This window comes from Sinanaerobacter sp. ZZT-01, from assembly GCF_035621135.1.
Taxonomy (GTDB): Bacteria; Bacillota; Clostridia; order Peptostreptococcales; family Anaerovoracaceae; genus IOR16.
In genome coordinates, this window is the sequence record NZ_CP141728.1 from 1,021,043 (window position 1) to 1,045,592 (window position 24,550).

Annotated in this window: 21 protein-coding genes and 1 riboswitch; of the genes, 10 read left to right on the top strand and 11 right to left on the bottom strand. The window is 39.1% G+C overall.

The genetic code is table 11. The annotated features are described in order from the left end of the window. Nucleotides 1–171: 171 nt before the first annotated feature. Nucleotides 172–3,621, bottom strand: coding sequence for a PD-(D/E)XK nuclease family protein (locus U5921_RS05100; protein ID WP_324825387.1), 3,450 nt, complete (start codon nt 3,619–3,621; stop codon nt 172–174). A gap of 95 nt (nt 3,622–3,716) precedes the next feature. Continuing rightward, on the bottom strand, nt 3,717–4,649 hold the full coding sequence (gene cysK / locus U5921_RS05105; protein ID WP_324825388.1) for a cysteine synthase A: 933 nt from the start codon (nt 4,647–4,649) through the stop codon (nt 3,717–3,719). A 286-nt stretch (nt 4,650–4,935) separates the two neighbouring features. Here cysK and U5921_RS05110 point away from each other — a divergent pair, with 286 nt between their 5' ends. Both U5921_RS05110 and U5921_RS05115 read left to right on the top strand, forming a co-directional pair. Beyond that, nucleotides 4,936–5,382 carry an Rrf2 family transcriptional regulator gene (locus U5921_RS05110; RefSeq protein ID WP_324825389.1) on the top strand — a complete coding sequence of 149 codons (447 nt, stop codon included), beginning with the start codon at nt 4,936–4,938 and terminating at the stop codon, nt 5,380–5,382. 33 nt (nt 5,383–5,415) lie between these two features. Next, nucleotides 5,416–6,207, top strand: coding sequence for a MerR family transcriptional regulator (locus U5921_RS05115; RefSeq protein WP_324825390.1), 792 nt, complete (start codon nt 5,416–5,418; stop codon nt 6,205–6,207). A 100-nt stretch (nt 6,208–6,307) separates the two neighbouring features. Here U5921_RS05115 and crcB (U5921_RS05120) read toward each other — a convergent pair whose 3' ends face one another. Then, nucleotides 6,308–6,670 carry a fluoride efflux transporter CrcB gene (gene crcB, locus U5921_RS05120; RefSeq protein WP_324825391.1) on the bottom strand — a complete coding sequence of 121 codons (363 nt, stop codon included), beginning with the start codon at nt 6,668–6,670 and terminating at the stop codon, nt 6,308–6,310. Nucleotides 6,671–6,743: 73 nt separating this feature from the next. Beyond that, the gene (crcB, locus tag U5921_RS05125) at nt 6,744–7,133 is read right to left on the bottom strand and encodes a fluoride efflux transporter CrcB (protein WP_324825392.1); all 390 of its coding nucleotides are present in this window, start codon (nt 7,131–7,133) and stop codon (nt 6,744–6,746) included. A 348-nt stretch (nt 7,134–7,481) separates the two neighbouring features. On the opposite strand from crcB (U5921_RS05125), the gene U5921_RS05130 reads away from it, so the two are divergent. From U5921_RS05130 to U5921_RS05155, 6 genes are all read left to right on the top strand, one after another. Beyond that, entirely contained in the window at nt 7,482–8,825 is a 1,344-nt protein-coding gene (locus U5921_RS05130) for an MATE family efflux transporter (RefSeq protein ID WP_324825393.1), read from the top strand. Nucleotides 8,826–8,992: 167 nt separating this feature from the next. Next, nucleotides 8,993–9,190: an ATP-binding protein gene (locus tag U5921_RS05135; protein ID WP_324825394.1), complete on the top strand. Its 198-nt coding sequence runs from the start codon at nt 8,993–8,995 to the stop codon at nt 9,188–9,190. Next, complete coding sequence (locus U5921_RS05140; protein ID WP_324825395.1) at nt 9,191–9,781, top strand: 4Fe-4S binding protein; 591 nt, start codon at nt 9,191–9,193, stop codon at nt 9,779–9,781. It abuts the gene before it with no gap. A gap of 45 nt (nt 9,782–9,826) precedes the next feature. Next, complete coding sequence (locus tag U5921_RS05145; protein ID WP_417765040.1) at nt 9,827–10,156, top strand: ArsR/SmtB family transcription factor; 330 nt, start codon at nt 9,827–9,829, stop codon at nt 10,154–10,156. A gap of 107 nt (nt 10,157–10,263) precedes the next feature. Next, nucleotides 10,264–10,347: riboswitch (cyclic di-GMP riboswitch) on the top strand. Between the two features lie 26 nt (nt 10,348–10,373). Then, nucleotides 10,374–12,110, top strand: coding sequence for a methyl-accepting chemotaxis protein (locus U5921_RS05150; protein WP_324825396.1), 1,737 nt, complete (start codon nt 10,374–10,376; stop codon nt 12,108–12,110). Between the two features lie 40 nt (nt 12,111–12,150). Then, on the top strand, nt 12,151–12,684 hold the full coding sequence (locus tag U5921_RS05155) for a glutathione peroxidase (RefSeq protein WP_324825397.1): 534 nt from the start codon (nt 12,151–12,153) through the stop codon (nt 12,682–12,684). Nucleotides 12,685–12,794: 110 nt separating this feature from the next. On the opposite strand, the gene U5921_RS05160 is transcribed toward U5921_RS05155, so the two are convergent. The 7 genes from U5921_RS05160 to secA all read right to left on the bottom strand — a co-directional run bounded on the left by U5921_RS05160 (nt 12,795) and on the right by secA (nt 22,152). Further along, on the bottom strand, nt 12,795–13,007 hold the full coding sequence (locus U5921_RS05160) for a hypothetical protein (RefSeq protein ID WP_324825398.1): 213 nt from the start codon (nt 13,005–13,007) through the stop codon (nt 12,795–12,797). Between the two features lie 132 nt (nt 13,008–13,139). Beyond that, entirely contained in the window at nt 13,140–13,787 is a 648-nt protein-coding gene (gene ppaX, locus U5921_RS05165; RefSeq protein ID WP_324825399.1) for a pyrophosphatase PpaX, read from the bottom strand. Nucleotides 13,788–13,806: 19 nt separating this feature from the next. Beyond that, on the bottom strand, nt 13,807–16,071 hold the full coding sequence (locus tag U5921_RS05170; protein WP_324825400.1) for a Tex family protein: 2,265 nt from the start codon (nt 16,069–16,071) through the stop codon (nt 13,807–13,809). Nucleotides 16,072–16,086: 15 nt separating this feature from the next. Beyond that, nucleotides 16,087–17,160: a sporulation integral membrane protein YtvI gene (gene ytvI / locus U5921_RS05175; protein ID WP_324825401.1), complete on the bottom strand. Its 1,074-nt coding sequence runs from the start codon at nt 17,158–17,160 to the stop codon at nt 16,087–16,089. Nucleotides 17,161–17,408: 248 nt separating this feature from the next. Continuing rightward, nucleotides 17,409–17,954: a 50S ribosomal protein L25 gene (locus tag U5921_RS05180; protein ID WP_324825402.1), complete on the bottom strand. Its 546-nt coding sequence runs from the start codon at nt 17,952–17,954 to the stop codon at nt 17,409–17,411. Nucleotides 17,955–18,215: 261 nt separating this feature from the next. Continuing rightward, nucleotides 18,216–19,329, bottom strand: a protein-coding gene (gene prfB / locus U5921_RS05185; protein ID WP_324825403.1) for a peptide chain release factor 2 whose coding sequence is annotated in 2 segments (ribosomal slippage) — nt 18,216–19,262 and nt 19,264–19,329 — 1,113 coding nt in all. Because the reading frame shifts where the segments join, the coding sequence is not laid out codon by codon here. Between the two features lie 66 nt (nt 19,330–19,395). Further along, nucleotides 19,396–22,152 (bottom strand): preprotein translocase subunit SecA, encoded by a 2,757-nt coding sequence (gene secA / locus U5921_RS05190; RefSeq protein ID WP_324825404.1) that lies wholly within the window; start codon nt 22,150–22,152, stop codon nt 19,396–19,398. A gap of 342 nt (nt 22,153–22,494) precedes the next feature. Between secA and U5921_RS05195 the strand changes: the two genes are divergently transcribed. After that, nucleotides 22,495–23,220 (top strand): AAA family ATPase, encoded by a 726-nt coding sequence (locus tag U5921_RS05195; RefSeq protein WP_417765041.1) that lies wholly within the window; start codon nt 22,495–22,497, stop codon nt 23,218–23,220. A 97-nt stretch (nt 23,221–23,317) separates the two neighbouring features. Further along, a complete protein-coding gene (locus U5921_RS05200; protein ID WP_324825406.1) occupies nt 23,318–24,463 on the top strand; it encodes a DUF362 domain-containing protein in 1,146 nt (381 codons plus the stop codon). Nucleotides 24,464–24,550: the final 87 nt, after the last annotated feature.

A 24,550-nucleotide genomic window follows, 5' to 3' on the forward strand; every position in this document is an offset into this window, starting at 1 on the left:
CTTTCTTTTATATTTCTTGTTTTTCTGCCTTCTATTATGCTGTCTATCTGCTCTTAATCTTGCCTTTGAAATACTTGCCTTTATATTTTTTTAATAAATACTTTATCTGTCGTAGTAGTTGTGCTATTCCATAATTACTACGACAGGTAAAGTAAAAGGGGAAGCTTATATTTACTTTGCGTATCTGCATCCCTTAAAAGACAAATCAAAATGACAAATTCCTTTAAACTTGCAGTATTCACAAGCGGTTGTCATCTTGGTTTTTTTAGGTTGAATCTCTAAATTTCCATAAACCAATTCACTGCACAAGTCCTCTATCGTATGATGTACTTGTTCGCGGAAATTTTCAAATTCTCCCTCATCCAAAAGTTTTCCTTCTGAAGTTCCGGAACAAGTTCCATCCTTCTTTTTACGAACCGGAATAATATCGGAGAACCCCGTAAATTCTCCACCAATTCCTTTAATAACATCCGGATCATCCAAGAGGACACCGTCTAGCTTAAAGGTACGGGCAAGCTTTTCGTTCAGTATCTGCATATATTCTTCTTCCGATAAACCACTTGCGTCCAGCATCGGCTCAGCGATTTCAAAATAAAAAACGCCGGCAGGTTTCGGTTTTTCTTCTTTTCTTTCAACGCCACCCATAGCTGCTTCTAAATAGAGCATCAATTGCAGACGCCAGCCTTTTTTTGCTTCCTCTAAATCAAAACGTTCTTTACCTGATTTATAATCAATGATCTTTATAAAAGAATTTTTTTCCCCGGAAAGAATATCCACACGGTCAATTTTCCCTTCAATTCGAACCGCCGTTCCCTGCACATCCACAATAACAGGAGGAAACGCTTTTTCTTTTCCAATCCCAAATTCTGCTTCAAAATACACCTGCTTGATGTGGCCGGCTTGTACATGGGAAACCAATGCCCAGGCTGCATCACTGCACACATCGCTCATTCTCTCTAATCGATAATTCTCTTCTTCTCCTTGTGAAAAAATACCTTCTCGGTATTCCTTTGCAATCTCTCTCATCAAAGCATTGATCTGGTTGGTACAGCTTTCCTTTGTCAAAGCCATCCACGGTGATTTTTCATCGGTTATTTCCATACCATCAACCGTCAAGGCTTGTGAAAACCGCATTAAGCACTCATGATAAGCATCCCCGACTTCCCGACCAGCGATTTCAAAAATACGTCGTTCTGCCGGACGGAGTCCATATTGAATGAAATGGGAAAAAGGACAGCGGGAAAACCGCTCCAGCCTTGACGGACTCAACAAAAAATCCTCCCACCCATCCTTTTTATAAAGTGCTTCCACTAAATTGCGTTGCAATTTTTCAGTACGATTTTCGTACAAAAGACCTGCTTGTAAGCTCGAAATCATTCCAGGCAGCTTTCCTTCTTCGTTTTTCTCTGCATTTTTTAAAAACCAGTTATATACAATTTTCCACTGTTTAAGAAGCTCTCTGCCGTCCGAAGCTTCACGCAGTGCCTCCGTCAAATAGTTCGCTGTGCTGTACGCTCTTTGAATTTTTTGCATTGTATCTTCTTGATTCTGAATGTCTTTTTTTACCGCTACTGCAGGAAACAACTCATGCAGCTTCTCAAATACAATCGATGCTCTCTTCTCTTTTCCTTCTAAGTCTGAAACGGTATAGCTCATCCACATAAAATCCGTCGGCTTGGATATGGTTTTATAAATCGCAAGTTTTTCTTCTTGTACACGCAAACTGTCATCCTTGCAGATTTCAATACCCTTTTGCATCAGCACTGCCTTTTCGTCTTCATTTAATAAGTCTTTTTCCTTTTGCCCGGAAGGAAGAATTCCTTCATTTGCACCTAAAACAAGAAGTGCTTTTATTTTCCCTGTACGAGTACGCTGCATTGTGCCAACTAAAACTTGATCTGCCGTAGGCGGCAGCAGTCCTATTTCTACTGCTTCAAAGCCTGAATATAAAAGGGACGCATATTCCTGAACATCTAACTTCTCTTTTCCCAAAAGCTCAACGAGCTGGTCAAGCATGCCAATCACAACATCCCAAACCTGTGCAACCTCCTCCGCATACTCATATTCCATTCTGTCAATCAATTCTTGCTGCAATTTTTCTAATTTTAAAGGCAAATAGAGAGATTCATTTAAAAATTGATAAAGTACAGCTGTTTGTTCTTTCACAGTTTGAGCATTCTGAAATGCAATCCTGAGCTGCTCAATTACAGAGTAGAATGCATGCCGCATTCGATTGAGTTCCGCAAGCTTCTCTTCTCCCCACTCTTTTTTTCCATACGCAAAGTCACTTTTCCATCGGCTTCCTCTCACCTTATATTGAATCGAGTAATTTTCTAACGCTTCCAAATCGTCAAGCGTAAATTCCTCGGAAAAAAACAACCCTGTCTTTACACATTCGAATACCTCTTCATAACGATACTTCCCTTCGATAAGAGACAGGAGTGCCGATATGAGACGAATAACGGGATTGTGCAAAATGCTTCGTTTTTGATCGAGAAAAAAAGGAATTTCATACTGCTGAAATACTCGTTTAAGAACAGATCCACGTTCTTCTATATCATTACAGATGACTACAATGTCCCGAAATCTTATACTCTGCTCTCTCACAAGTGAGATAATCTCTGCAGCAGCGGTTTCAGCCTCTGCGTAAAAGTTGGCGCAAGCACAGAAAAAAACAGCATTTGACTTCCCGAAAAATTGTTTCTGCGGATAAGAAAAAAGTTCTCGCTCCAAATGAATCAGTTCGCTCATCTTACCTTTTTCTGAAAACTGCCCCTCCTTCTTTTCCTCTATCCGGTAATAATCGGGAATTTCCGTTATTTCAATCGCATGCTGGTTTTTTTGTGCAATCGTTTCCAAGCGATAGATCATATTTTTAGATAAATCAAAGAGGTCTTGATCCCTCACTTTTTCTTTACAGTCTGTCAGAATCACGGTTACCGTACCTGCTTGCAGCATTAAGGATTCTATTATCTTCAAAGACTTTGGTGTAAAAGAATCAAAGCCGTAAATCCAAACCTCAGATTTTTTAATCCATTGTGACTCTAATATTTTTTCGGCATACAATGCCATACTGTCTTCTGTGTCATTGTAATTCCCAGATAAAGCATCTTCATAACAGACATATACTTTTTGAATATCACAAAGCTTGCGGTATAGCAAAGAATCTTGGTCCACTTCAGCAAGATACTTCGTCAGCTCCTCCGCCGTTAAATTGTACTGCTTCATTTCAGTAATGAAATCATTGACCAGCTCAATAAAAGCGTGTGATTTCTCCATACCTTGGAATGCATCAAACGATGTGTCCTGCTCTTTTATAATTTTTGAAAGCAGCATATGCCGCCCGTATTTATCAATGTGAAGCCGGTTACTGCCTCCGGTTTCCTGTACCACTCTGCTTCCAAGACGAGATTGAGACAGAACTTCCAAATCCATTAATCCTTGCACACCAAGACAGGCGAAAGCATCTCGCTCCGCCTGTAATGTAAATTGATCTGGTACCATCAATAAAATATGCTTTTTTTCTTCCTGTTTGGCAATTTCTTTCAGCTGTTCTTTTATTTTTCCGAATAAGAAATGATCCTTATCCAAATTTTCTCTGCCGTAATACACTCGCAGCATAGAATTTCCCTCTTTCTTTTCTGATATATCATCTACCTGCACTTCACTTTTCTTTTACTTTATATCTTACTTTTTTTGAAAGAGTTTTACAATGTTTATTCTGAAAACAAAGGAGTCGATAAATAACGTTCTCCGGTATCCGGAAGCAGTACTACAATCAGCTTTCCTTTATTTTCCGGACGTCTTGCAAGCTGTGTTGCTGCGAAAACAGCAGCTCCGGAAGAAATGCCGACCAAAAGTCCCTCGGCATGCGCAATCTCTTTTCCTGCTTTAAATGCATCCTCATCTTCAACCGCAATGATTTCATCATAGATGGAGGTATCCAGTGTCTTCGGCACAAATCCTGCTCCAATCCCCTGGATCTTATGTGGTCCTCCCTTTCCCTGAGAAAGCACTGGAGAATTTGCAGGTTCTACTGCTACTATTTTGACCTGTGGATTTTTCTCCTTTAAATAAGCTCCGACACCAGAAATCGTACCTCCGGTTCCGACTCCTGATACAAAGATATCCACTTTACCGTCCGTATCATTCCAAATTTCCGGACCAGTTGTGACTTTATGAATTGCAGGATTTGCTGGATTCTCAAATTGACTTGGTAAAAATGCATCCGGTATCGTTTTGACCAGCTCCTCTGCCTTTTCAATTGCACCCTTCATTCCTTTTGCGCCTTCGGTCAATACGATTTCCGCACCATATGCTTTTAACAAATTTCTGCGTTCAACGCTCATGGTCTCCGGCATCGTTAAAATAATTTTATATCCTCTGGCTGCTGCTACTGACGCCAACCCGATTCCGGTGTTCCCACTTGTCGGTTCAACGATTACTGCACCTGGTTTTAACAAGCCTCTTTTTTCTGCATCATCGATCATCGCCTTCCCCACACGGTCCTTTACACTTCCTGCCGGATTGAAATATTCTAGCTTACCAACCAAAGATGCCTCCAATTCATTCTTTTTCTCATAGTTAGACAGCTCCATAAGCGGCGTTCTTCCAATTAAGTCTGTTAAGCTCTTTACAATCTTACTCATTTCTTTCCTCCATTTCTGTGTATCCCTACACACATTTATTTATAACCTATATTTCATACATGTTTAATATGCTTTATTATATTCGTATCTTTTCCATTTGTCAATCTATTTTCCAATTTTTTAATATTAAATAAAAAAAATAGAAATGATAGAATCAAAGATTCCTATTTCTATATCACAAAAAATTTATTGCATATATGTTTACTATGTATTGACACTTCATAATCCTTTCGATATAATAAGGTAAGACCACGTTCCTACTACAAAAAAAATATAGGAGGAAATCATGCGAATCTCAGCGAAGAGCCGATATGCTTTGGCTGCGCTTACTTATATGGCATTAATACATGCTAACAACGAAACTGTTACATTGATTAAAATCTCCGAGACACTCGGTATTTCTAAATTATACTTGGAACAAGCTTTTTCCCTGCTCAGACAGGCAGAGCTCGTCACTTCAATCAAAGGACCGCAGGGCGGTTATCGCCTGAACCGAGATCCAAAAGAAATTACTGTATATCAAATTTTTTCTGCAATTGAAGCTTCTCTATTTCGTCCAACCGAACAAACGGTGCATGAAAAAGCTCCTTTTGTAGATAAAGCGATGCAGGCTCGAGTATTTTCTCAGCTGGATAAAACAATATTGGATACCTTGTCACACATAACCTTAGCTGACCTTGTAGAAGAAGAGTCCCTTCAAAACGAAGAAGCTTCCTATATGTTTTTTATTTGATAAAAACTGCACTTGTCGCATAGGAGGATTGTTATGTCTCTGCATATCGGTAAGGTCTCAAAATTATTTGGAATTACTCCGGAAACATTACGTTATTATGAGAGTGAGGGATTCTTACTTCCGAAAAAAAATCCTTCCAACGGTTATCGGGAATACACCTTTAAAGATATTCTCCTGCTGACTGATCTTCTGTTTTATCGAGATATTGGCATTCCCATTAAAGACATTCGTGAAATATTTAATGGTATGAGAGCAGACGAAGTCCCCGCTTTAATCGGAACAAAAAAGGTACAGATCCAAGAAAAAATTCAATATTATAAAGATTTTTTAGTTAAATTAGAAAACTGGGAATCTCTTCATACAGAATCTTTGCAGTTCTATGAAAAATATGATATACGCCCTATGCCGGCAGCTCTTTATAAAAAGAATACCTATGGCAATTATTCGGATAGCCTCTTTGCCTTTCAAAAAGACTTGCGTTCCGATCAAAGCTTAGATTTTTTTCTAACTTTTTCTTTTTACTGTAATTTGAATGAAGAAAAGCCTTTTCAGATAAAACGTTATATTGTATTAGATAAAAGTGTTTCGCAAAACTTAAATTTCGATTTTTCAGGAGAGGATATTTTAGAAGAAAGGGCGAGCCGCTGCTTGTTTACTGTTGTAAAGTATCAAAGCGATGCTGAAAAAATGCTTGCTCCCCTTTTGAATTATGCAAAGCTTCATCGACTCACATTGTCTGGTGATGTTTATGCAAGACAAAGTATCAATGAATACGAACGAGAACACTGCACCGAATACTATCGAGTGTATGCAGTTCTAAAATAATATATGGAAATCCTACCTTTATAAAATCTTCCTCTGTTCCGAATGGATATGAGGGAGATTTTTTATAGATTCGAATACCTGTTTCAGTTTTACTTTTCCATTATAATGTGACTGCTGCCGTGATTGCAAAGCCGATCAAATAGCCAATAATTCCTAAGCTAAGGGTCATGAAAATATATAAGAAAACATTGATCCTGTCATTTTTCTGATATAATCGGAAGCCCTCATACATAAAGGTAGAAAAAGTTGTATAAGCACCTAAAAATCCATCTCCCAAAACAAGATACACGTTTTTATCCATTCCACAACTGCTTACTACCCCCAACAGAAACGCTCCTGTTAAATTAACAAAAAATGTTCCGACAGGAAACCCCGTCTTTGAACTTTTGGAGATCATTTTCCCTAATTGAAACCTTGTCAATGCTCCAAAAAACCCTCCTATTCCAACTAAAAACAAATTCATATATTTCACTTCCTAACCTTCGTACATTTCCTCGTCTATAATCGAATCTCAATCCCCTGTTTTCTCTTCCTGCCTAGGACGCTGCCGTTTTGATTTTATGGGCAAATTTCATCCCAAGACAAGCAGCTCCAAATCCTAATGCAACAGAGATTATCACATAAAAAAATGCTGCAAAGTAATCCCCGCTCTGTATAAGAAGCACCGTTTCTTTACAGAATGTTGAAAATGTAGTATACGCACCTAAGAAACCGACCGTTATTCCCATTTGCATGTTTGCATTGATTTTCCATGCTTTTGATGCAGCGGTTAGAATAAATGCCAGCAGAAAAGCTCCGCTGATATTGATAAATAAGGTGTCTAACGGGATTCGTTCATAATAATTCTGTATTTGTATCTGCTTTATTGAATACCTAATGATTGCACCTGCAAACCCTCCACAACCTATATAAATATATTTTTGCAACGACTATTCACCTCTTTAGCATTCCATTCAGCACCTTTTTACTAGCTGAAATCCTCCATTTTTAATATAATTTTAAAACAATAATTTATCAGAGTTTATCCATAGATAACGCTATAAAAAAACATTTAAATAGTTTAAATGATAATTTAGCTAAAGTCAAGCTGTGCCACAGCTTGACGCACTTTTCTTTTTCATTTTTTTAATGAAATACAAGATATGTGTACCTCTATTTTCATGCCAATGCCTCCATTTTTACTTGACTCTATAGCTACTACAGGGTTTATTCTTATATTATAGAAAATCACACTATGATTATCCTTTATTTTAAGCTAGAACGGAGGTCCTCTTATGGAATCAGCTGCATTTAATGAACGACAAAGCTATCCGCAGTTCCTGCGGTTTTTATTCCCTTCTATTATCAGTATGATCACCTTATCTTTTTACACGACGGTAGACGGTTTTTTTGTCTCCCGTTTTGTCGGCGCAAATGCACTAGCAGCAATCAATATCATTGTCCCTCTTACTTGTGTTTTTTACGGAATTGCTCTTATGCTGGCCTCCGGAGCCGGCGCATTAATTGCAATTAAGCTTGGGGAACAAAAGAAAAAAGAGGCAGATTCTTTATTCAGCTTTACCCTTTTAGCCTTGTTTGCCATCGGTCTTATCCTTACTTTTTTCTGTTTGTTTTTTTTAAATCCAATTTTAAAGCTTTTGGGTTCCACAGATATCCTAATGCCTTACACTCGAATTTATGGATTCTTAACGGCACTTATGACCATTCCGATGATGTTTAAACTATTTCTCGAACATTTTGCTCGTATTGACGGAAATCCCTCTCTTGCTTTTTTTATGTCGACTTCGGGTCTTTTTTTTAATATTGTTTTTGACTACCTGTTTATAGCTCCAATGGATCTAGGTATTTTGGGAGCCGCCTTAGGTACTTTTTTATCCATCCTTTTATCCGAAGCAATCGGCATTGTTTACTTCCTAAGTAAACGGTCTAACCTCCGTCTGACCAAACCACTTGCAGATGGTATATTTTTCGTACGCTCCTGTATCAACGGAAGCTCACAAATGCTGATAGAGCTTTCAACAGGAATCATTACGTTTCTTTTCAATATCAGCATCTTAAAATACCAAGGAGAAATCGGTATTGCTGCCGTTTCCATCCTCATGTTTATTTATTATTTTCTCGTTGCAATTTACATGGGCGTTTCCGTCGGTGCATCGCCGATTATCAGCTACAGCTACGGAGCAAAAAATGACTGGCGCACGCGGTTGGTTCTCCGTCACTCCTATATCAGCTTAGCTTGGATGTCTATTGTCATCTTTCTTCTCTCTCTCACCGGAAGAGAATTCATGATAAAGATATTTACAGAAGATACTGCTGTCATTCAAGTCGCAAAAAATGGTATGTTTCTTTTTTCGTGGTGTTTTTTATTTACCGGAATCAATATTTTTATATCCACCCTCTTTACTTCTATTGGTAATGGCCGCATTGCAGGTATTCTTTCACTTTTTCGCTGCCTCATATTTGCATCCGCTGCCATTATCATGCTTCCGAAAATGATTGGAGAAGCGGGGATTTGGATTGCCGTTCCTGTTGCTGAATTTCTGACCTTATTTTTATCCGCCTACTATTATAAACGAAACCATTGTGCCATGTTTCCCAATTCGTGTACTGATTCATAAAATAAAGCTTTATTCTTTAAGAAACTTCTTAATGAATAAGGTCAAATTAAATAATTCCCTATCTTCTTTCCAGAAAAAAAATTTTGTCAATCTTGTAAAAATGATTGACATTTTTTATAAATATTAATATATTAGTATATACTAATATTCTAATAAGGAGATTTATTATGGCAAAAAAAATAGCTTCAATTTCAAATGAATGTGTAGCGTGCGGAAGCTGCTTAAAGGTCTGCCCGCTTCACGCAATTTCTATTTTTAAAGGAAGTCTGGCAGTCATAGATGATTCAAAATGTGTGGGCTGCGGCAAATGTCAAAAAGCTTGTCCTGCGTCCGTAATACATATTGTTGATAGAAAGGAGATATAAATGAGACAACAAAAACATTGGTATGATTACCTCTGGATCGTAACAACCATCTATCTGATCTTGGGATTTTTCAATATTCTCTTTGCATGGATTGGCATCCTCTGTTTTATCCTGCCGCTCTTATTTGCGCTGATTGGAGGGAATAAACATTATTGTAATCACTACTGCGGCCGTGGCCAGCTCTTTGCACTCTTAGGCAATCAGCTTCACTTGTCCGCTCACCGATCCATTCCGTCGTGGATTCGCTCAAAATGGTTCCGATATGGTTTTTTGCTTTTCTTTCTGACTATGTTTGGAAATATGCTCTTCTCAACCTATCTGGTATTTTCCGAAGCACGTGGATTGAAAGAGGTCGTTACTCTATTTTGGACATTTAAGCTTCCTTGGGAATGGACTGACGTTTCAATTGTTTCTCCTTGGGTTGCACAATTTTCTTTTGGTTTTTACAGTTTGATGCTGACATCTGCTCTGCTGGGCTTAATCACTATGGCATTATATAAACCACGCTCTTGGTGCGTTTATTGCCCTATGGGAACTATGACACAAGGTATTTGCCAGCTGAGACATAAAGCGACTAAGGGTACTGAATGATTCACAGTCCCATATATAAATTTTATAGAAAGAGAGGAACAAAAGATGAATGAAACAGACAGTAATGTGAAGACTAAGCGTGATGTATTAATGGCAGAGGAGAACTTGACCCGTGTAACAGAGCTTCTTAAAGTTCTAGCTAATGAAAACCGCCTTATGATTTTATGCATCCTCATGGAGAGCTCTCTCAGTGTCAGTGAAATCGGAAATCAAGTGGCGCACATTACGCAATCAGCACTTTCTCAGCATCTTTCGGTACTAAAAGCACACGGCATTCTCAGCTCAAAAAAAATAGGTCAGAGCATCTTTTATTCCATAAGTGACCACCGTGTAGAGGCCATTCTTCAAGTTCTGAAAAGCTGCTATTGCTGTTGATCTTGCATTAATAACAACTAATTCAACACCAATTCAGATTTTTTAAGCAACTTTTTTCGTTTATGCTTTGGAAAAATGGGTAAACTTTCTAATAGCAGAACAGCTATTGAGAATAAGGGGATTATGAAGTGCATATTGTATGTGGGCATCTTAATATGTACGGAGTCAGTGATGCAACCCACCGTATCTCAAAAATGGAATAGAGGAGAATACACTAATGATCAAGAACACAACCATCAAAGCAAAGCTTGTACTTATTTTCAGTTTTCTTATTTTTACAGCCGTCTTTATTCAAGGACTCATTTCATTTATCGAACTGACAAAAGCCCATAATTCAGCAATAACTGCGGAACAGCAAAAGTTTGATTCTGTCATAAAAACCAGTATCGAAAATCTAATCAGCGTATTAGATGTGAATCACCAAAGGTACTTGGACGGTGAAATTACACATGATGAAGAAATGGAAGCAGCCAAGCGAATTGTCCGTGACACTCGATACAATGGCGGGGAAGGTTATTTCTGGGCTGACTTAGAAAACGGTGACTGCGTGGTACATATGAATCCTGAATACGAAGGGCAGCAGCGATATGACGCAAAAGACCTTGAAGGAAATTTTTATATTCAAAGTTTGATTCAGGCGGGAAATGAAGGTGGAAATTACACGGAATTTTATTTTACAAAACCGAACCGAGAAGGCAGTTTTAAAAAGCGTGCATTTACAGAAAAATATGAGCCTTACGGTTGGTATATCAGCACCGGAAACTACTATGAAGACATCGAAAAAACAATCAGCCAATATCAGACTGCGAAACGCATTTCCCTGATCGAAATGATTGCATTCAGTATCATTATGGGTGCACTGGGAACGTTCATATTAACCGTAATTGCCGGCAAGATAACAGACCGATTGAAAAGTATCACACAGCGTCTGAGCCTGCTCAGTCAGGGGGACCTGCATTCTTCGGTCCCTGAAATAAATACCGGAGATGAACTGGAGACCTTGTCCATTGCAACAAAACAAACCATTGACAACCTGAGCGATATCCTTTATGACATTGACACTACGATGAAACATTTCTCAGATGGGAACTTCATCTTAGAATCAGCAGCAAATTATCAAGGGGATCTATCTGGAATCAATGATTCCATACACAAATTTTCTATCAATATTTCCGAAACATTGGCACAGATTAATACTTCATCCGATGAAGTTTCTCGCGGCTCAGTTCAAGTATCAGCAGGCTCTCAAACTTTGGCACAAGGTGCGACAGAACAAACTTCTGCTATACAAGAGCTCTCTTCCTTTGTTAATGACATGACACGCAACATTCAACAAACGTCAAAGGATGCGGAAGAAGCAAAGAATATTGCAGAAGAAGCCAGCATATCTTCTGCTCAAGGAAAACAGCAAATGCAAAAAATGATTGAAGCTATGGATAAGATCAGTTACGCTTCCAGTGAAATCGGAAAAATAATTAAGAACATTGATGATATTGCATTTCAAACAAACATCCTCGCTCTAAACGCCGCAGTGGAAGCAGCACGTGCCGGTGAAGCAGGAAAAGGATTTGCCGTTGTTGCGGATGAAGTACGCAACCTCGCAGGTAAATCCGCAGAAAGTGCAAAAAATACATCGGAACTCATTGAGCATTCCATGTCAGCCATTTCCAATGGAACTGAAATTGTTTCTGAAACTGCCGATTCCTTAAACAGTATCATCTCAAGCTCTGAGAAATCTTCCGAAGTGATTCAGCATATTGCAGACGCCGCAATTGAGCAGGAGCAAGCTGTTATTGAAGTCAATACCCGACTCACGCAGGTTTCTGAGGTCATTCAGCTAAATAGTGCCACTGCGGAAGAAAGTGCTGCGTTAAGCGAAGAAATGTCCGCTCAGGCTTCTATTCTGAAGGACTTAATCCAGCATTTCAAGTTTGATGAAAAAAATGCAGTTTAATGCATTTAAATAAATTAGAAATAGAAAAGGAGAAAATATTATGAATGTATATGATTTTACTGTTAAGAACAATCAAGGAGATATGGTATCACTATCTCAATACAAAGGAAAGGTTCTGCTGATTATTAATACTGCAACCAAATGCGGGCTAACACCTCAGTACGAAGCAATCGAGAAACTATACCAGAAATTCCATGCAGAAGGCTTAGAAATTCTTGATTTCCCTTGTAACCAATTCTTGGAGCAAGCCCCGGGAAGCGATGAACAAATCGAAGAATTTTGCACAATCAACTACAACACCACATTCCCACGTTTTTCTAAATTAGATGTCAATGGCAAGGATGCCGATCCACTATTTGTCTGGCTGAAAGAGCAAGCACCTGAAGATCTCGGTGATGAAGAAACAAAAGCTTTTGAGAACAAAGTCAAAGATCTGAAACCACTTGAAAAAAGCGGAGATATTAAGTGGAATTTCGGTAAATTCCTGATCGACAAAAGTGGAAATGTAAAAGCCCGCTACTCCCCGGCTTATAAACCAGAACAGCTCGAAAAAGAAATTGAAGAACTTCTTTAACTGAATTAAAAAATACCTTGTGCAGACCTCATATTCACGCAAGGTATTTTTTTAATTCGAACCATAATTTCTCATACCTCTTAAAGAAGCAGAGCTGAGTATGAATGTGTCTAACTCTCTGAGTTTTCCTTCTCATTTTTAAAAAATCTTTTTAAGAATTGTATGATAGCGGCAAAGCCCCAAATGTATATGTAGTCTGGGATAATTCCATATAAAGCCTTATGCACATCACCTAAGCTGAATGCCAAGTTCACTATAAAACTCAGCAGACAGATTGCTGCATTCGCGCAAATAAAATAAAGAATCACTTGTTTTCCTTTCAATTCTATTCAACTCCTCCTTCTTCTTACGGATTCTATAAACTGAAATGACTCCTATAAATAATTAAAGCAATCCTCAATTTTATGAAGGGTAACAAATGTTTATATCATATAACTTTTATGATACAAACCTATCTATCTTAAAATGGTCCATAACTCTTCCGCTTTTTCAATCACATGTTCCGGTTTCACATCCTGAAGTTTGCTCTGTGCATCCGTCGCCATAGCCCAGCTGACTAAAACAGCTTCTACGCCTGCATTTTGTGCACAAAGAACGTCAAACATGCTGTCTCCGATCATTATAGTTTCCTGTGGTTCAGAATTCAATTTTTCTAATGCAATCCTTATGGGTTCCGGGTCTGGCTTGTGCTTATTTGTGTCATCTGCTGTCACAATGGTATCAAAGTATCCAATCAAACCATATTTTTTCAATCCGATTTCAGTGGAATTTCTTAATCGTGAGGTAACAACACCTAACTTATATCCTTTCTGCTTCAATCCTTCGATTAATTCTTTCATTCCAGGAAATAATTCTATCAGTTCCCGATAATGCTCAAACTGGTAGCTGCGATAAATCTCTATCGCTTTTTCCGTATCAAAATCCGGAAGAACGCGCTCCATCGTAATACGAAGTGGTTCTCCAAAGGTTTCTAATATTTCCTCTAAAGATCGCTCTCTCCCTTCTAAAGTTTGAAACGTATGCTGCCATGACTTTATGATGATATCGTTTGTATCCATAATCGTACCATCAAAATCAAAAAGTACTGTTGTTTTTTTCTTCATCGATTCTTCTCTTTTCTTTCTACCATTTCATTGTCAGCGAGACCTTTTGTTTCTCATGGTCAATACCTAAAATTTTCACTTTCACCGTATCGCCGACTCCAACCACATCCATAGGATGCTTAATAAATTTATTGCTCATCTGAGAAATGTGAACCAGGCCGTCGTTCTTAATCCCAATGTCCACAAATGCGCCAAAATCAACGACATTACGTACCGTCCCTGTCATTTCCATGTCGATTTTCAAGTCATCTATACTTAACACATCATTTCGGAACACAACAGGCGGCATCCCTTCACGCGGATCTCTTGCCGGTTTTTTTATTTCACCTACAATATCGGTTAAGGTCAAAGCTCCGATGTTCAAATCTTGTGCCATTTTTTCGATGCTCTTCGGTAAACTCTTTTTTGCCTCTTTGGGCTCGGTCTTTAATGCGGCTAAAGCTGCAAGTCCTTTAAGGTTGCCGTTTTGTGGTTTTTTACGTTCAGCCGGATATAATTCAATGATCTTTTCTTCAATTTGATCGGCTCCGCCTTTTCCAATCTCTGTCTTTTCAATTCCCAGCTTGTCCAGCATTTTTTCTGCCGATTCATAAGATTCCGGATGGACTGAGGTAGCGTCGAGCGGATTTTCTCCGTCGGAAATGCGCATAAATCCAGCACACTGCTTAAATGCTTTTTCTCCAAGCTTCGCAACCTTCATTAATTGTTTCCTGTTTTTAAAACGACCGTTTTCCTCTCTGTATGCCACAATATTTTTGGCAATTCCTGAATTAACACCTGAAATATAGGAAAGCAGCGAAGGGGAAGCGGTATTCAAATCAACGCCCACACGGTTTACACAGTCCTCCACCACATTAGACAAAGCTCCATTTAAAAGTGTTTGATTGATATCATGTTGGTACTGTCCTACACCAATATGCTTTGGCTCAATTTTGACAAGCTCTGCCAAAGGGTCCTGAAGTCTTCTTCCGATTGACATCGCTCCTCTTGTCGTTACGTCTAAATCCGGATATTCTTCTGTAGCAAGCTTTGATGCTGAATATACCGAAGCTCCGGCTTCATTGACAATCGTATAATGTAAGTCTTGTATTCCTTGCTCAGCAAGCTGACGAATCAAATCACTTACAAAGATTTCCGTTTCTCTTGAAGCCGTTCCGTTTCCAATTACAATAATATTTGCTTTAAATTTTTTAATCAAAGCGGTCAGTGTCTTTTGTGCTCCTGCGATGTCTTTTTTCGGTTCTGTCGGATAAATCGTGCCATAGGCTTGTAATTTTCCTGTCTCGTCCAACATAGTGACTTTACAGCCTGTACGATATCCCGGATCAATTGCTAATACTCTTGCACCATTTACCGGCGGAGTCATCAGCAGTTTTTCTGTATTTTTTGCAAAAACTTTAACTGCATCCTTTTCGGCACGTTCCGTTAAAAGGTTTCTCATCTCCCGCTCAACGGAAGGTGCCATCAGCCGTTTATATGCATCTGCTATTGTATCACACAGCAAGTCCGTAAAAATCGATTTCTCATTCGTGATTACTTTCTCCTTTAAATACTCATGAACCGCTTCAACCGGCGCTTTCACTTTTACTTTCAGCTTCTTTTCCTTTTCCCCTCGATTGACAGCCAACACACGGTGATTCGGCATCTGGGAAATTCGTTCAGAATGTTCATAATACATATCATAAACTGTGCTTTCCTCTGCATCAACTGCTTCTGAAGTAATTTGTCCCTTCTCAAATGTCATGCTCCGCACTTCAGCGTTATAGTCTGGATCATCTGCCACAATTTCTGCTATAATATCCATCGCTCCCTGCAAAGCATCTGCAATAGTTTCTACTCCCAAGTCTTCATTTATAAACGGTGTAGCTGCATCCTCCGGCGTTCCGCTTTCCAGCTGCTGCGCCATCAGGATAACGGCTAAAGGTTCCAGCCCTTTCTCTCTTGCCTTTGAAGCTCTCGTTGCTTTCTTCTGCTTAAATGGTTTATAAAGGTCTTCCACTCTTTGCAGAACTTCTGCTTTCAGAATTTCCTCTTTTAATTCCTCAGTAAGCTTCCCCTGTTCTTCAATCAATCGGATGACTTCCTGCTTCCGTTCATCTAAATTTCTAAGATAGGTCAATCGCTCATCTAAATCTCGAAGTACAACATCTGTTAACCCTCCGGTCATTTCTTTTCGATATCTTGCAATGAACGGTATGGTGTTCCCATCATCAATCAGGCCCACCGTAGCCTCCACTTGAGATTGTTTTAAATGAAATTCCTGTGCTAACTTTTCCAAAATCATGACACTAATGTCTCCTTACTTAAATAAATGTATTTTCTCGCTGTCATTTAAATTTTTAACAACGATTAGAAGAAACGGCAATATAATCAGGCCCAAAGCACCAAAGAGCTTTACACCTACAAACATACTAATCAGCATTAATACCGGATGGAGTCCTACACGATTTCCGACAATTTTAGGTTCTAGGATATTACGCATGACTGTAACAAACAGGTACAGCACAAGCAGTCCTATGGCCAGCGAATAATTTTTCCCCGCCAATTCAATGAGAATCCACGGAATGACTACACCTCCTGTTCCAAGTACCGGAAGTACATCCACCAGTGAGATTAAAAATGCAACTAAAATCGCATTTTCGATTCTCAATATGGATAATCCTATGGAAAGCTCTGCAAAAGTAATGGACATGATTAATGCGTAGGAAGTGATAAACTTAAAAATGGAACTTACCACATAATCTTTTATATCCAATATCAAACCTTGGTGCTGGGGGTTAAACTGCCGAACGATAAAACTTGTTATTTTATAATAGTCCATTGCAATGAAAAAGGAAGAAATTATCGTAAAAATCAGGGAGACAAACATACCCGGCACCCATACCGCAATCCCTGAAATCATTGCAAGCATTTTAGTTGAAAGGCTTGATACCAAGCTGCCCAGTTGAGTGAGCAGATCCTTTGCAACCTCACTGATGGCATTCATTATTTTGGGGTCCCAATTTGCAGCCCAAATTTCCAAACTCTTATAACCGCTGATCAATGCCGGTTCCATCTTTTCATTGTAAATATCAGGTATTTGATAAGTGAATTTCTGAATTGAAAAAAACACTTGCAGCCCAAATAAAAATATCAAAAGTCCTACAGTCGCATAGAAAAGCAATAATACCATTGCTGCTATTGGTTTTCGATTGATATGAGTCATTTTAGACAGCCTGTCAATCAACGGCTTTAATACAAATGCCACTGAAAATCCTACGACAAACGGCATAATCCAAAATATTGCATATCGAAATACCACTATAACAATGCCTACTACTAGAGAACAATATGCTGCATTAATGATAAATCGTTTTCGTTTTCTCAAATCCACCCATGCATCCTCCTTCAAAAGACTCTACTATTAGTATACCCTACCTCACAAAAAATGCCAACGAAATTCCTAGTTAAGAATACGCTTTGCAAACGGTTTCTATGAATGGTAAAACAGGTAAGCGGCTATACTTCTTTTCCCTTTTCATCTAATTGAAGCCTGTACTTCGATGGTATAAAAAAACACCTGCTGGATCTTCCTCAGCAGGTGTTTTTCATTTATGATTAATTCAATATCATTTCTCTTTCTTAGTTTACAACTGCATATTTTACAACTGCAAGGATGGTCTCTGCCGGACGAACCGTCTTTACGGTCGAATCCAAATTTAAATCTGCAATTAATATATCTTCATTTGCTTCTTTTTCACTGACATCTATATTGATAAAGTCTGGAATATCGCTTACCTTACCGGTTACCTTTATTTGCGACAAGTTTGTCTCAAGGAACAAACGTTTTAATTTCAACTGCTCTCTTCCGCTGAATGTAATCGGAATCTCCCAATTCACAATTTCGTCTTTATCTACAAGTTGTATATCCAAATGCTGCATTTCTGACGTAACCGGATCAAAGTGGATATCCTTGACAATTCCGATCTTTGTTTCATCACCTATCTTTATTCTAACAGTTGTTCTGCTTCCGTTTTCCTTGATAACCTTAATAATATCCTTATTGCAAAATTGAATTGGTGTACTTTCTACACCTCTTCCATAAACAACGGCAGGAACAAACCCCTCTCTCCTGCTCTTCTTTGCTTTACCGTTTCTTACTGTTGCATTTAACGTTGCTACGCTCATAAAATACCTCCTCTTAATCCAAATTTCCGCATTACATTTAATGGGAATTCTTTAGAAATACAGTAAGGCACCCCGCTGTTGCCATGCAGAATGCCCTTGTCTATAATATATCATGAACCTATTTTATTGTCAATGTTTGTAAGATATGGTTTGTGATTCCATTAATTTATATCTTTGTAATTTTATAACTGGTATTAAAAGACAAAAGCAGCCATTTCGGCTGCTCTCATTCTTATTTAAAACTTGCGAATTCATTCTATCTTATGACTCTGCTTCTTCTTTCTGTTTTAGCTTCTCATTGATGAAATAGTCTAAATCTCCATCCATCACACCGTACACATTGCTCACTTCGGCTCCAGTTCGGTGATCCTTTACCATATTATAAGGGTGGAAAACATAAGATCGAATTTGACTCCCCCACGTGATTTGGCTAAAGTCACCCTTCAGTTCATCAACCTTATCCTTATGTTCCTGCAAAGCCAATTCATACAACTTTCCTTTTAATACGCGCATCGCTACTTCACGGTTTTGATGCTGCGAACGTTCATTTTGGCAGGTTACTACTATGTTGGTAGGGATATGCGTAATACGGATCGCCGAATCTGTTTTATTGACATGCTGCCCGCCTGCACCACTGGATCGGTAAGTGTCTACACGGATATCATCAGGATTGATTTCCACTTCAACCGTGTCATCAAGCTCCGGAGTAACATCCAAAGAAGAAAAAGACGTATGCCTTCTTCCTGAGGAATCAAACGGAGAAATTCTCACAATTCGATGCACTCCTTTTTCATTCTTTAAATACCCATATGCATTTTCTCCTTCGATACGCAATGTCGCACTTTTAATGCCGCCTTCATCTGCACCTTGGTAGTCCAACGTCTGAATGCGGTATTCTTTCTTTTCTGCCCACCTCATATACATGCGGAGAAGCATTTCTGCCCAGTCCTGCGCATCCAATCCGCCGGAGCCAGCATGAATAGAAATAATTGCATTATTGCTATCATAAGGACCATTTAAAAGCGTTCTTAGTCGAAGTGCTTCTGCCTTTTCCTTAAAATCTTTGTAAATTTCCTGAATCTCTTCTATCATGGAATCGTCACCGGCCTCTTCACTCATCTGAATCAGTACCTCGACATCTTCAAGCTGTGTCTTTAAACCGTTAAATTCCTCTAACTTTGTTTCTACTCTCTTTTTTTCTTTTAAAGTTTTTTGCGCATCCTCCAAATCGTCCCAAAATCCTTCAATCTGCACCTTAAAGTTCATTTCTTCTAAATCGATGGCAAGCTTCGCCACGTCAAAGGGACTCACCCAATTCATTTAGATTTTTTATTTCGCATGCTAATTCCGATTTGATGGAATCCAATTCTAGCATTCTCTTCACATCCCTTCAATCAATTATCTTTTTAACGTCACCAAATACACGTTTATTTCACTAAAATTACTCCGCATCACTTATATTTGCACCGCAGCATTTTTTATACTTTTTCCCACTTCCGCATGGACAAGGGTCATTTCTTCCGACGGTTGGCTCCTTATGCACCGGTTCTTGCTTTTTCTCACGCTCCGGAACCTTTGTCTCCGCTGGAACATTACCCGATTCACCGGCCATACTGCCATTAAATTCAGCTTTTGAACTCTCTCCGGCATTCATAATCTGCTTACGCTGCGTCTGCGTCTGAACGGTAACGTTGAAACAGAATTTTACCGTGTCATCCTTGATGGATTTAATCATCAGCTCAAACATATCAAAGCCTTCATTGGAATAAGCTCTCGCCGGATCTTCCTGCCCAAGTGCACGAAGACCGATACCGGATTTCAGTTGATCCATTGCATCTATGTGATCCATCCACTTGGTATCAACGACTCGCAATAAAATCATACGCTCCAGTTCACGTATTCTTTCTTCTCCGATTTCCTCTTCTTTCTGCTTATAGTAAATAAGGAATTTTTCTATCACATCTTTGCGAAGCTTTTCTGCGGTCAAGTCTTGTAGTTCTTCTTTACCGTAGGATAAGTCCTCTAATTTTGAACAATACTTATGAATGTTTGTATTCAGTCCTTCGATGTCCCATTCCTCCGGGAATCTTGAACCGCTTACACAGATTTCAATGTTTTCATCTACAATATCCTCAAGCATCGACATCATATGCTCACGCAGGTCTTCTCCGTTCAAAACCCGTCTTCTTTCGCTGTAGATAATGCTTCTCTGCTTATTCATAACATCATCGTATTGTAATACATACTTACGAATTCCAAAATTCCGGCCTTCTACTTTCTTCTGTGCATTTTCGATAGACTTGGTAAGCATTCCTGCTTCAATCGCTTCGTCTTCCGGTACACGCAGTTTGTCTATAATCCCTTGAATACGCTCGCCGCCGAACAGACGCATTAATTCGTCTTCTAAGGAGATGAAGAACTGAGTAGAACCCGGATCACCCTGACGTCCAGCACGTCCTCTCAGCTGATTATCGATACGTCTTGATTCATGACGTTCTGTACCAATGATATGCAAGCCACCTATCTCTTTTACCTGTTCCTGCTCATCTGCACGTTCCTTCTTAAAGTGCTCCAATAACCGGTTATATTCTTTTCTCGCTTTAATGAGCTCAGGGTCCTCCAGCGGTACAAAGCTGGAAGCAAAGGAAATCGCCGTATCATCAAAGCCTTGTTTTCTCATTTCTTTCTTTGCTTCAAAGTCCGGGTTACCACCGAGCAGGATATCCGTACCACGACCAGCCATATTCGTTGCAATGGTAACAGCTCCCAGTCTTCCGGCTTCAGCGATGATCTCTGCTTCTTTCTCATGCTGTTTTGCATTCAAAATGTTATGTTTGATACCTTTTTTCTTTAATACTTCACTGATTGCTTCAGATTTTTCAATCGAAATCGTACCGACCAAGACCGGCTGACCGTTCTTGTGATGCGCTTCAATCTGTTCCGCAATCGCTTTGAATTTGCCTCGTTCTGTTCCATAGATGGAGTCCTCTTTATCTACTCTTGCAATCGGCTTATTCGTCGGAATCACGACAACATCCATATTGTAGATGTCGCGGAATTCCTGTTCTTCCGTCTTAGCTGTACCTGTCATACCGGCAAGTTTCTGATACATTCTAAAATAATTTTGCAGAGTAACGGTCGCCAACGTTTTAGATTCTTGGCGAATATCCATCCCTTCTTTTGCTTCAATCGCCTGATGCAGACCGTCACTGTACCGTCTGCCGAACATCAAACGCCCTGTGAATTCGTCGACAATGACAATTTCGCCATCTTTAACAATGTAATCTACATCTCTTTTCATCAAGTTATGTGCTTTGAGTGCAATGTGAACGTGATGATTGATTTCCATGTTCTCGGGGTCGGAAAAATTGTCGATTTTAAAATGTTCTTCACACTTCGCAACGCCTTCCTCTGTAATGGAAACGGTCTTATCCTTTTCCTCCATGGTAAAATCCACATCCTGCTTGAAGGTACGGATAAAACGATTTGCAACATGATAAAGATCTGTCGATTTTTCACCTTGTCCGGAAATAATCAGAGGAGTACGCGCCTCATCGATCAAAATACTATCAACTTCATCCACAATCGCAAAGTTCAGCTGTGTTTGTGTCAAGTCTTCCTTATAGATAACCATATTATCTCGAAGATAGTCGAATCCAAACTCATTGTTTGTTCCATACGTAATATCCGCACGATATGCAGCCTTACGAACCTCATTGGTAATTCCATGCACCACGCAGCCAACGGTCAGGCCTAGAAAAGTATACAGCTTTCCCATCCATTCCATATCACGTTTTGCCAGATAATCATTTACGGTAATAACATGTACGCCTTTTCCTTCTAATGCATTCAAATAAACAGGCAAGGTCGCTACCAAAGTCTTACCTTCACCGGTTTTCATTTCCGCAATCCGTCCTTGATGCAATACAACGCCACCGATTAGCTGTACGCGAAAATGTTTCAGTCCCAAGCTTCTCCAAGCAGATTCTCTGCATACCGCGAACGCTTCCGGCAGAATGTCATCTAAGGTTTCTCCTCCCGCCAGACGCTCCTTAAACTTTGGCGTCATCGCTTTGAGCTCTTCATCTGTAAGTGCTTTCATCTGCTCGTCTAAGGCTTCAATCTGATCAACAATCTTCTCTACTTTTTTTACTTCTTTAGCGTTCAAATCGCCAAAGATTTTTTCTAGTAACCCCATCTTTCATGATCCCTTCTTAATAATCTCTATATGTGATACTTTTCTGTTTTTCTTTTCATCCTTATTATCCTATATACACTCATGAAATAAGCATATATAATAACACAATATTATAGCATACTATCTCTATAAAATCAAAATTGAGCCGCATTTTAAATGTTACATTTTCATGTCTTTCTATACCTTTCTTCCCCTTTTTTACAAAGTTTATCCTTAAAACTGTACTATTTATAAAGATCATCTGTGCAAAATTGCAAATGCATGTTTCCTATGATAAACTTGGTGTAAAATAAGTGTTATTATATTAAATTAAAGACCATTTATAATCAAACAGGGGGGCATTTGGTGGAAAGAAAATATATCAGCAGCATTTTTTTAAATCAAGAAGTTGACAGAAGGTCCTATCTTTACAATCTTCCAATTGTTCGACATCTTATGCAGAATGCAGAGATTCCTTTTACAAATGATATTACTTTTTTTGTGGGAGAAAACGGAACCGGAAAATCTACATTGCTCGAAGCAATCGCTGTTGCTTACGGATTTAACGCAGAAGGCGGCAGTAAAAATTTCAATTTCTCTACAAGCAGTACCCATTCGGATTTATATAAGTATTTGACAATATCAAGATCATCCATTGCAAAGGATGGTTTTTTCCTTCGTGCGGAAAGCTTTTACAATTTTGCCACCAATGTAGATGATTTAGAGCTTTTTAGCAGCTATGGAGGAAAATCTCTTCATGAACAATCTCATGGTGAAAGCTTCCTCGCCTTAGTGCAAAACCGTTTTGAAGGCAATGGCATTTATATTCTCGACGAACCCGAAGCTGCCCTTTCGCCATCAAGACTTCTGACTCTTATGGCTGAAATAAATATTTTGATAAAGAAAAATTCACAGTTCATCATAGCAACACATTCTCCGATACTAATGGCATTTCCCAATTCTCAAATTTATCAACTTACAGAATCTAACATAAAGCTTGTTCCCTACCAAGAAACGGAGCACTATCAGTTATCAAAATTATTTTTGGACAATCCGGATCAAATACTAAGACATCTTTTTAATGAATAGTTTCCTATCTTTAAAATTAAAATTCATTTAATTGTTTTGGAATTCTATTCCGAATTTGCTATACTGAAAACAAGAAGAAACCTTTAGGAGGAGTATTATGGAAAAAGCAAAGATTTACTACACTAGCTTTCGTACCGAGGTAGGTGTAAGCCTGCTCGATAAATTGAAAAAATTAGTGAAGGAAGCGGGTATTGATCACATCGACTTTCGAAATAAGTATGCTGCTATAAAAATTCATTTTGGTGAGCCGGGAAATTTAGCTTATCTTCGTCCTAATTTTTCAAAGGTCATCGCAGACATCGTAAAAGAAAATGGAGGAAAGCCTTTTCTTACTGATGCAAATACACTTTATGTCGGCGGCCGTAAAAATGCCTTAGACCATTTGGAATCCGCCTATGAAAACGGATATAATCCCTTTACGACCGGTTGTCATATCCTGATTGCTGATGGTTTAAAAGGAACTGATGAAACCTTGGTCCCCATTGATGGTGAGTACGTTAAGGAAGCAAAGATAGGACGAGTCTTAACGGATGCCGATGTCATCATTTCAATGAATCATTTTAAATGTCATGAGTCTACGGGCATGGGCGGTGCTTTAAAGAATTTAGGCATGGGCGGTGGTTCAAGAGCCGGTAAAATGGAAATGCATAACAGCGGTAAACCCGTGGTGAGTCAAAAACGCTGCATAAGCTGCGGGGCTTGTCGAAAAAACTGTGCACACGATGCAATTTCTTTTGTTGAAAAGAAAGCTCAAATTAATATTGAGCGATGCGTTGGTTGTGGCCGATGTATCGGTGTCTGTCCTGTGGATGCCATTCGCCCTCTATGGGACGAGGCGGAAGAAGTGCTGAATAAAAAAATAGCAGAATACGCTCACGCCGTTATAAAAGACAAACCACATTTTCATATAACCTTTTTAATGGATGTTTCTCCAAACTGTGACTGCCACGGCGAAAATGATCTTCCAGTCATCCCTGATGTGGGTATCTTTGCTTCGTTTGACCCGGTTGCATTGGATCTATGTTGCTCTGACATGGCAAATGACCAGCCTGTCAATGCGGGCAGCATGCTTGAAGATGCCCTCTTAAAACACAGAAAGGAAAACAATTGTGACTGCACAGGAAGCTGCCACTGTGATTATTTCGGCCTGCTTCATCCATCTACAGATTGGAAAGCCGGAATTGACCACGCTGTCAAGTTAGGATACGGCACAGATCAATACGAACTAATTCGAGTTGAGTAAAGATTCTCTTTAAAAACTATATCTCAAAAACAGAAAAATCCCGGCCAAACAGCCGGGATTTTTCTGCTTATCTTACCTCATTTTATC

Bases quoted from the DNA above. Each gene is read 5' to 3' on its own strand.
- crcB (WP_324825391.1), bottom strand. From the start codon at position 6,670: ATGAATTTGTTTTTAGTTGGAATAGGAGGGTTTTTTGGAGCATTGACA.
- U5921_RS05170 (WP_324825400.1), bottom strand. From the start codon at position 16,071: ATGATTTTGGAAAAGTTAGCACAGGAATTTCATTTAAAACAATCTCAA.
- U5921_RS05110 (WP_324825389.1), top strand. From the start codon at position 4,936: ATGCGAATCTCAGCGAAGAGCCGATATGCTTTGGCTGCGCTTACTTAT.
- cysK (WP_324825388.1), bottom strand. From the start codon at position 4,649: ATGAGTAAGATTGTAAAGAGCTTAACAGACTTAATTGGAAGAACGCCG.
- U5921_RS05115 (WP_324825390.1), top strand. From the start codon at position 5,416: ATGTCTCTGCATATCGGTAAGGTCTCAAAATTATTTGGAATTACTCCG.
- U5921_RS05155 (WP_324825397.1), top strand. From the start codon at position 12,151: ATGAATGTATATGATTTTACTGTTAAGAACAATCAAGGAGATATGGTA.
- ppaX (WP_324825399.1), bottom strand. From the start codon at position 13,787: ATGAAGAAAAAAACAACAGTACTTTTTGATTTTGATGGTACGATTATG.
- U5921_RS05150 (WP_324825396.1), top strand. From the start codon at position 10,374: ATGATCAAGAACACAACCATCAAAGCAAAGCTTGTACTTATTTTCAGT.
- U5921_RS05130 (WP_324825393.1), top strand. From the start codon at position 7,482: ATGGAATCAGCTGCATTTAATGAACGACAAAGCTATCCGCAGTTCCTG.
- U5921_RS05135 (WP_324825394.1), top strand. From the start codon at position 8,993: ATGGCAAAAAAAATAGCTTCAATTTCAAATGAATGTGTAGCGTGCGGA.
- U5921_RS05200 (WP_324825406.1), top strand. From the start codon at position 23,318: ATGGAAAAAGCAAAGATTTACTACACTAGCTTTCGTACCGAGGTAGGT.
- secA (WP_324825404.1), bottom strand. From the start codon at position 22,152: ATGGGGTTACTAGAAAAAATCTTTGGCGATTTGAACGCTAAAGAAGTA.
- U5921_RS05180 (WP_324825402.1), bottom strand. From the start codon at position 17,954: ATGAGCGTAGCAACGTTAAATGCAACAGTAAGAAACGGTAAAGCAAAG.
- U5921_RS05140 (WP_324825395.1), top strand. From the start codon at position 9,191: ATGAGACAACAAAAACATTGGTATGATTACCTCTGGATCGTAACAACC.
- U5921_RS05145 (WP_417765040.1), top strand. From the start codon at position 9,827: ATGAATGAAACAGACAGTAATGTGAAGACTAAGCGTGATGTATTAATG.
- U5921_RS05100 (WP_324825387.1), bottom strand. From the start codon at position 3,621: ATGCTGCGAGTGTATTACGGCAGAGAAAATTTGGATAAGGATCATTTC.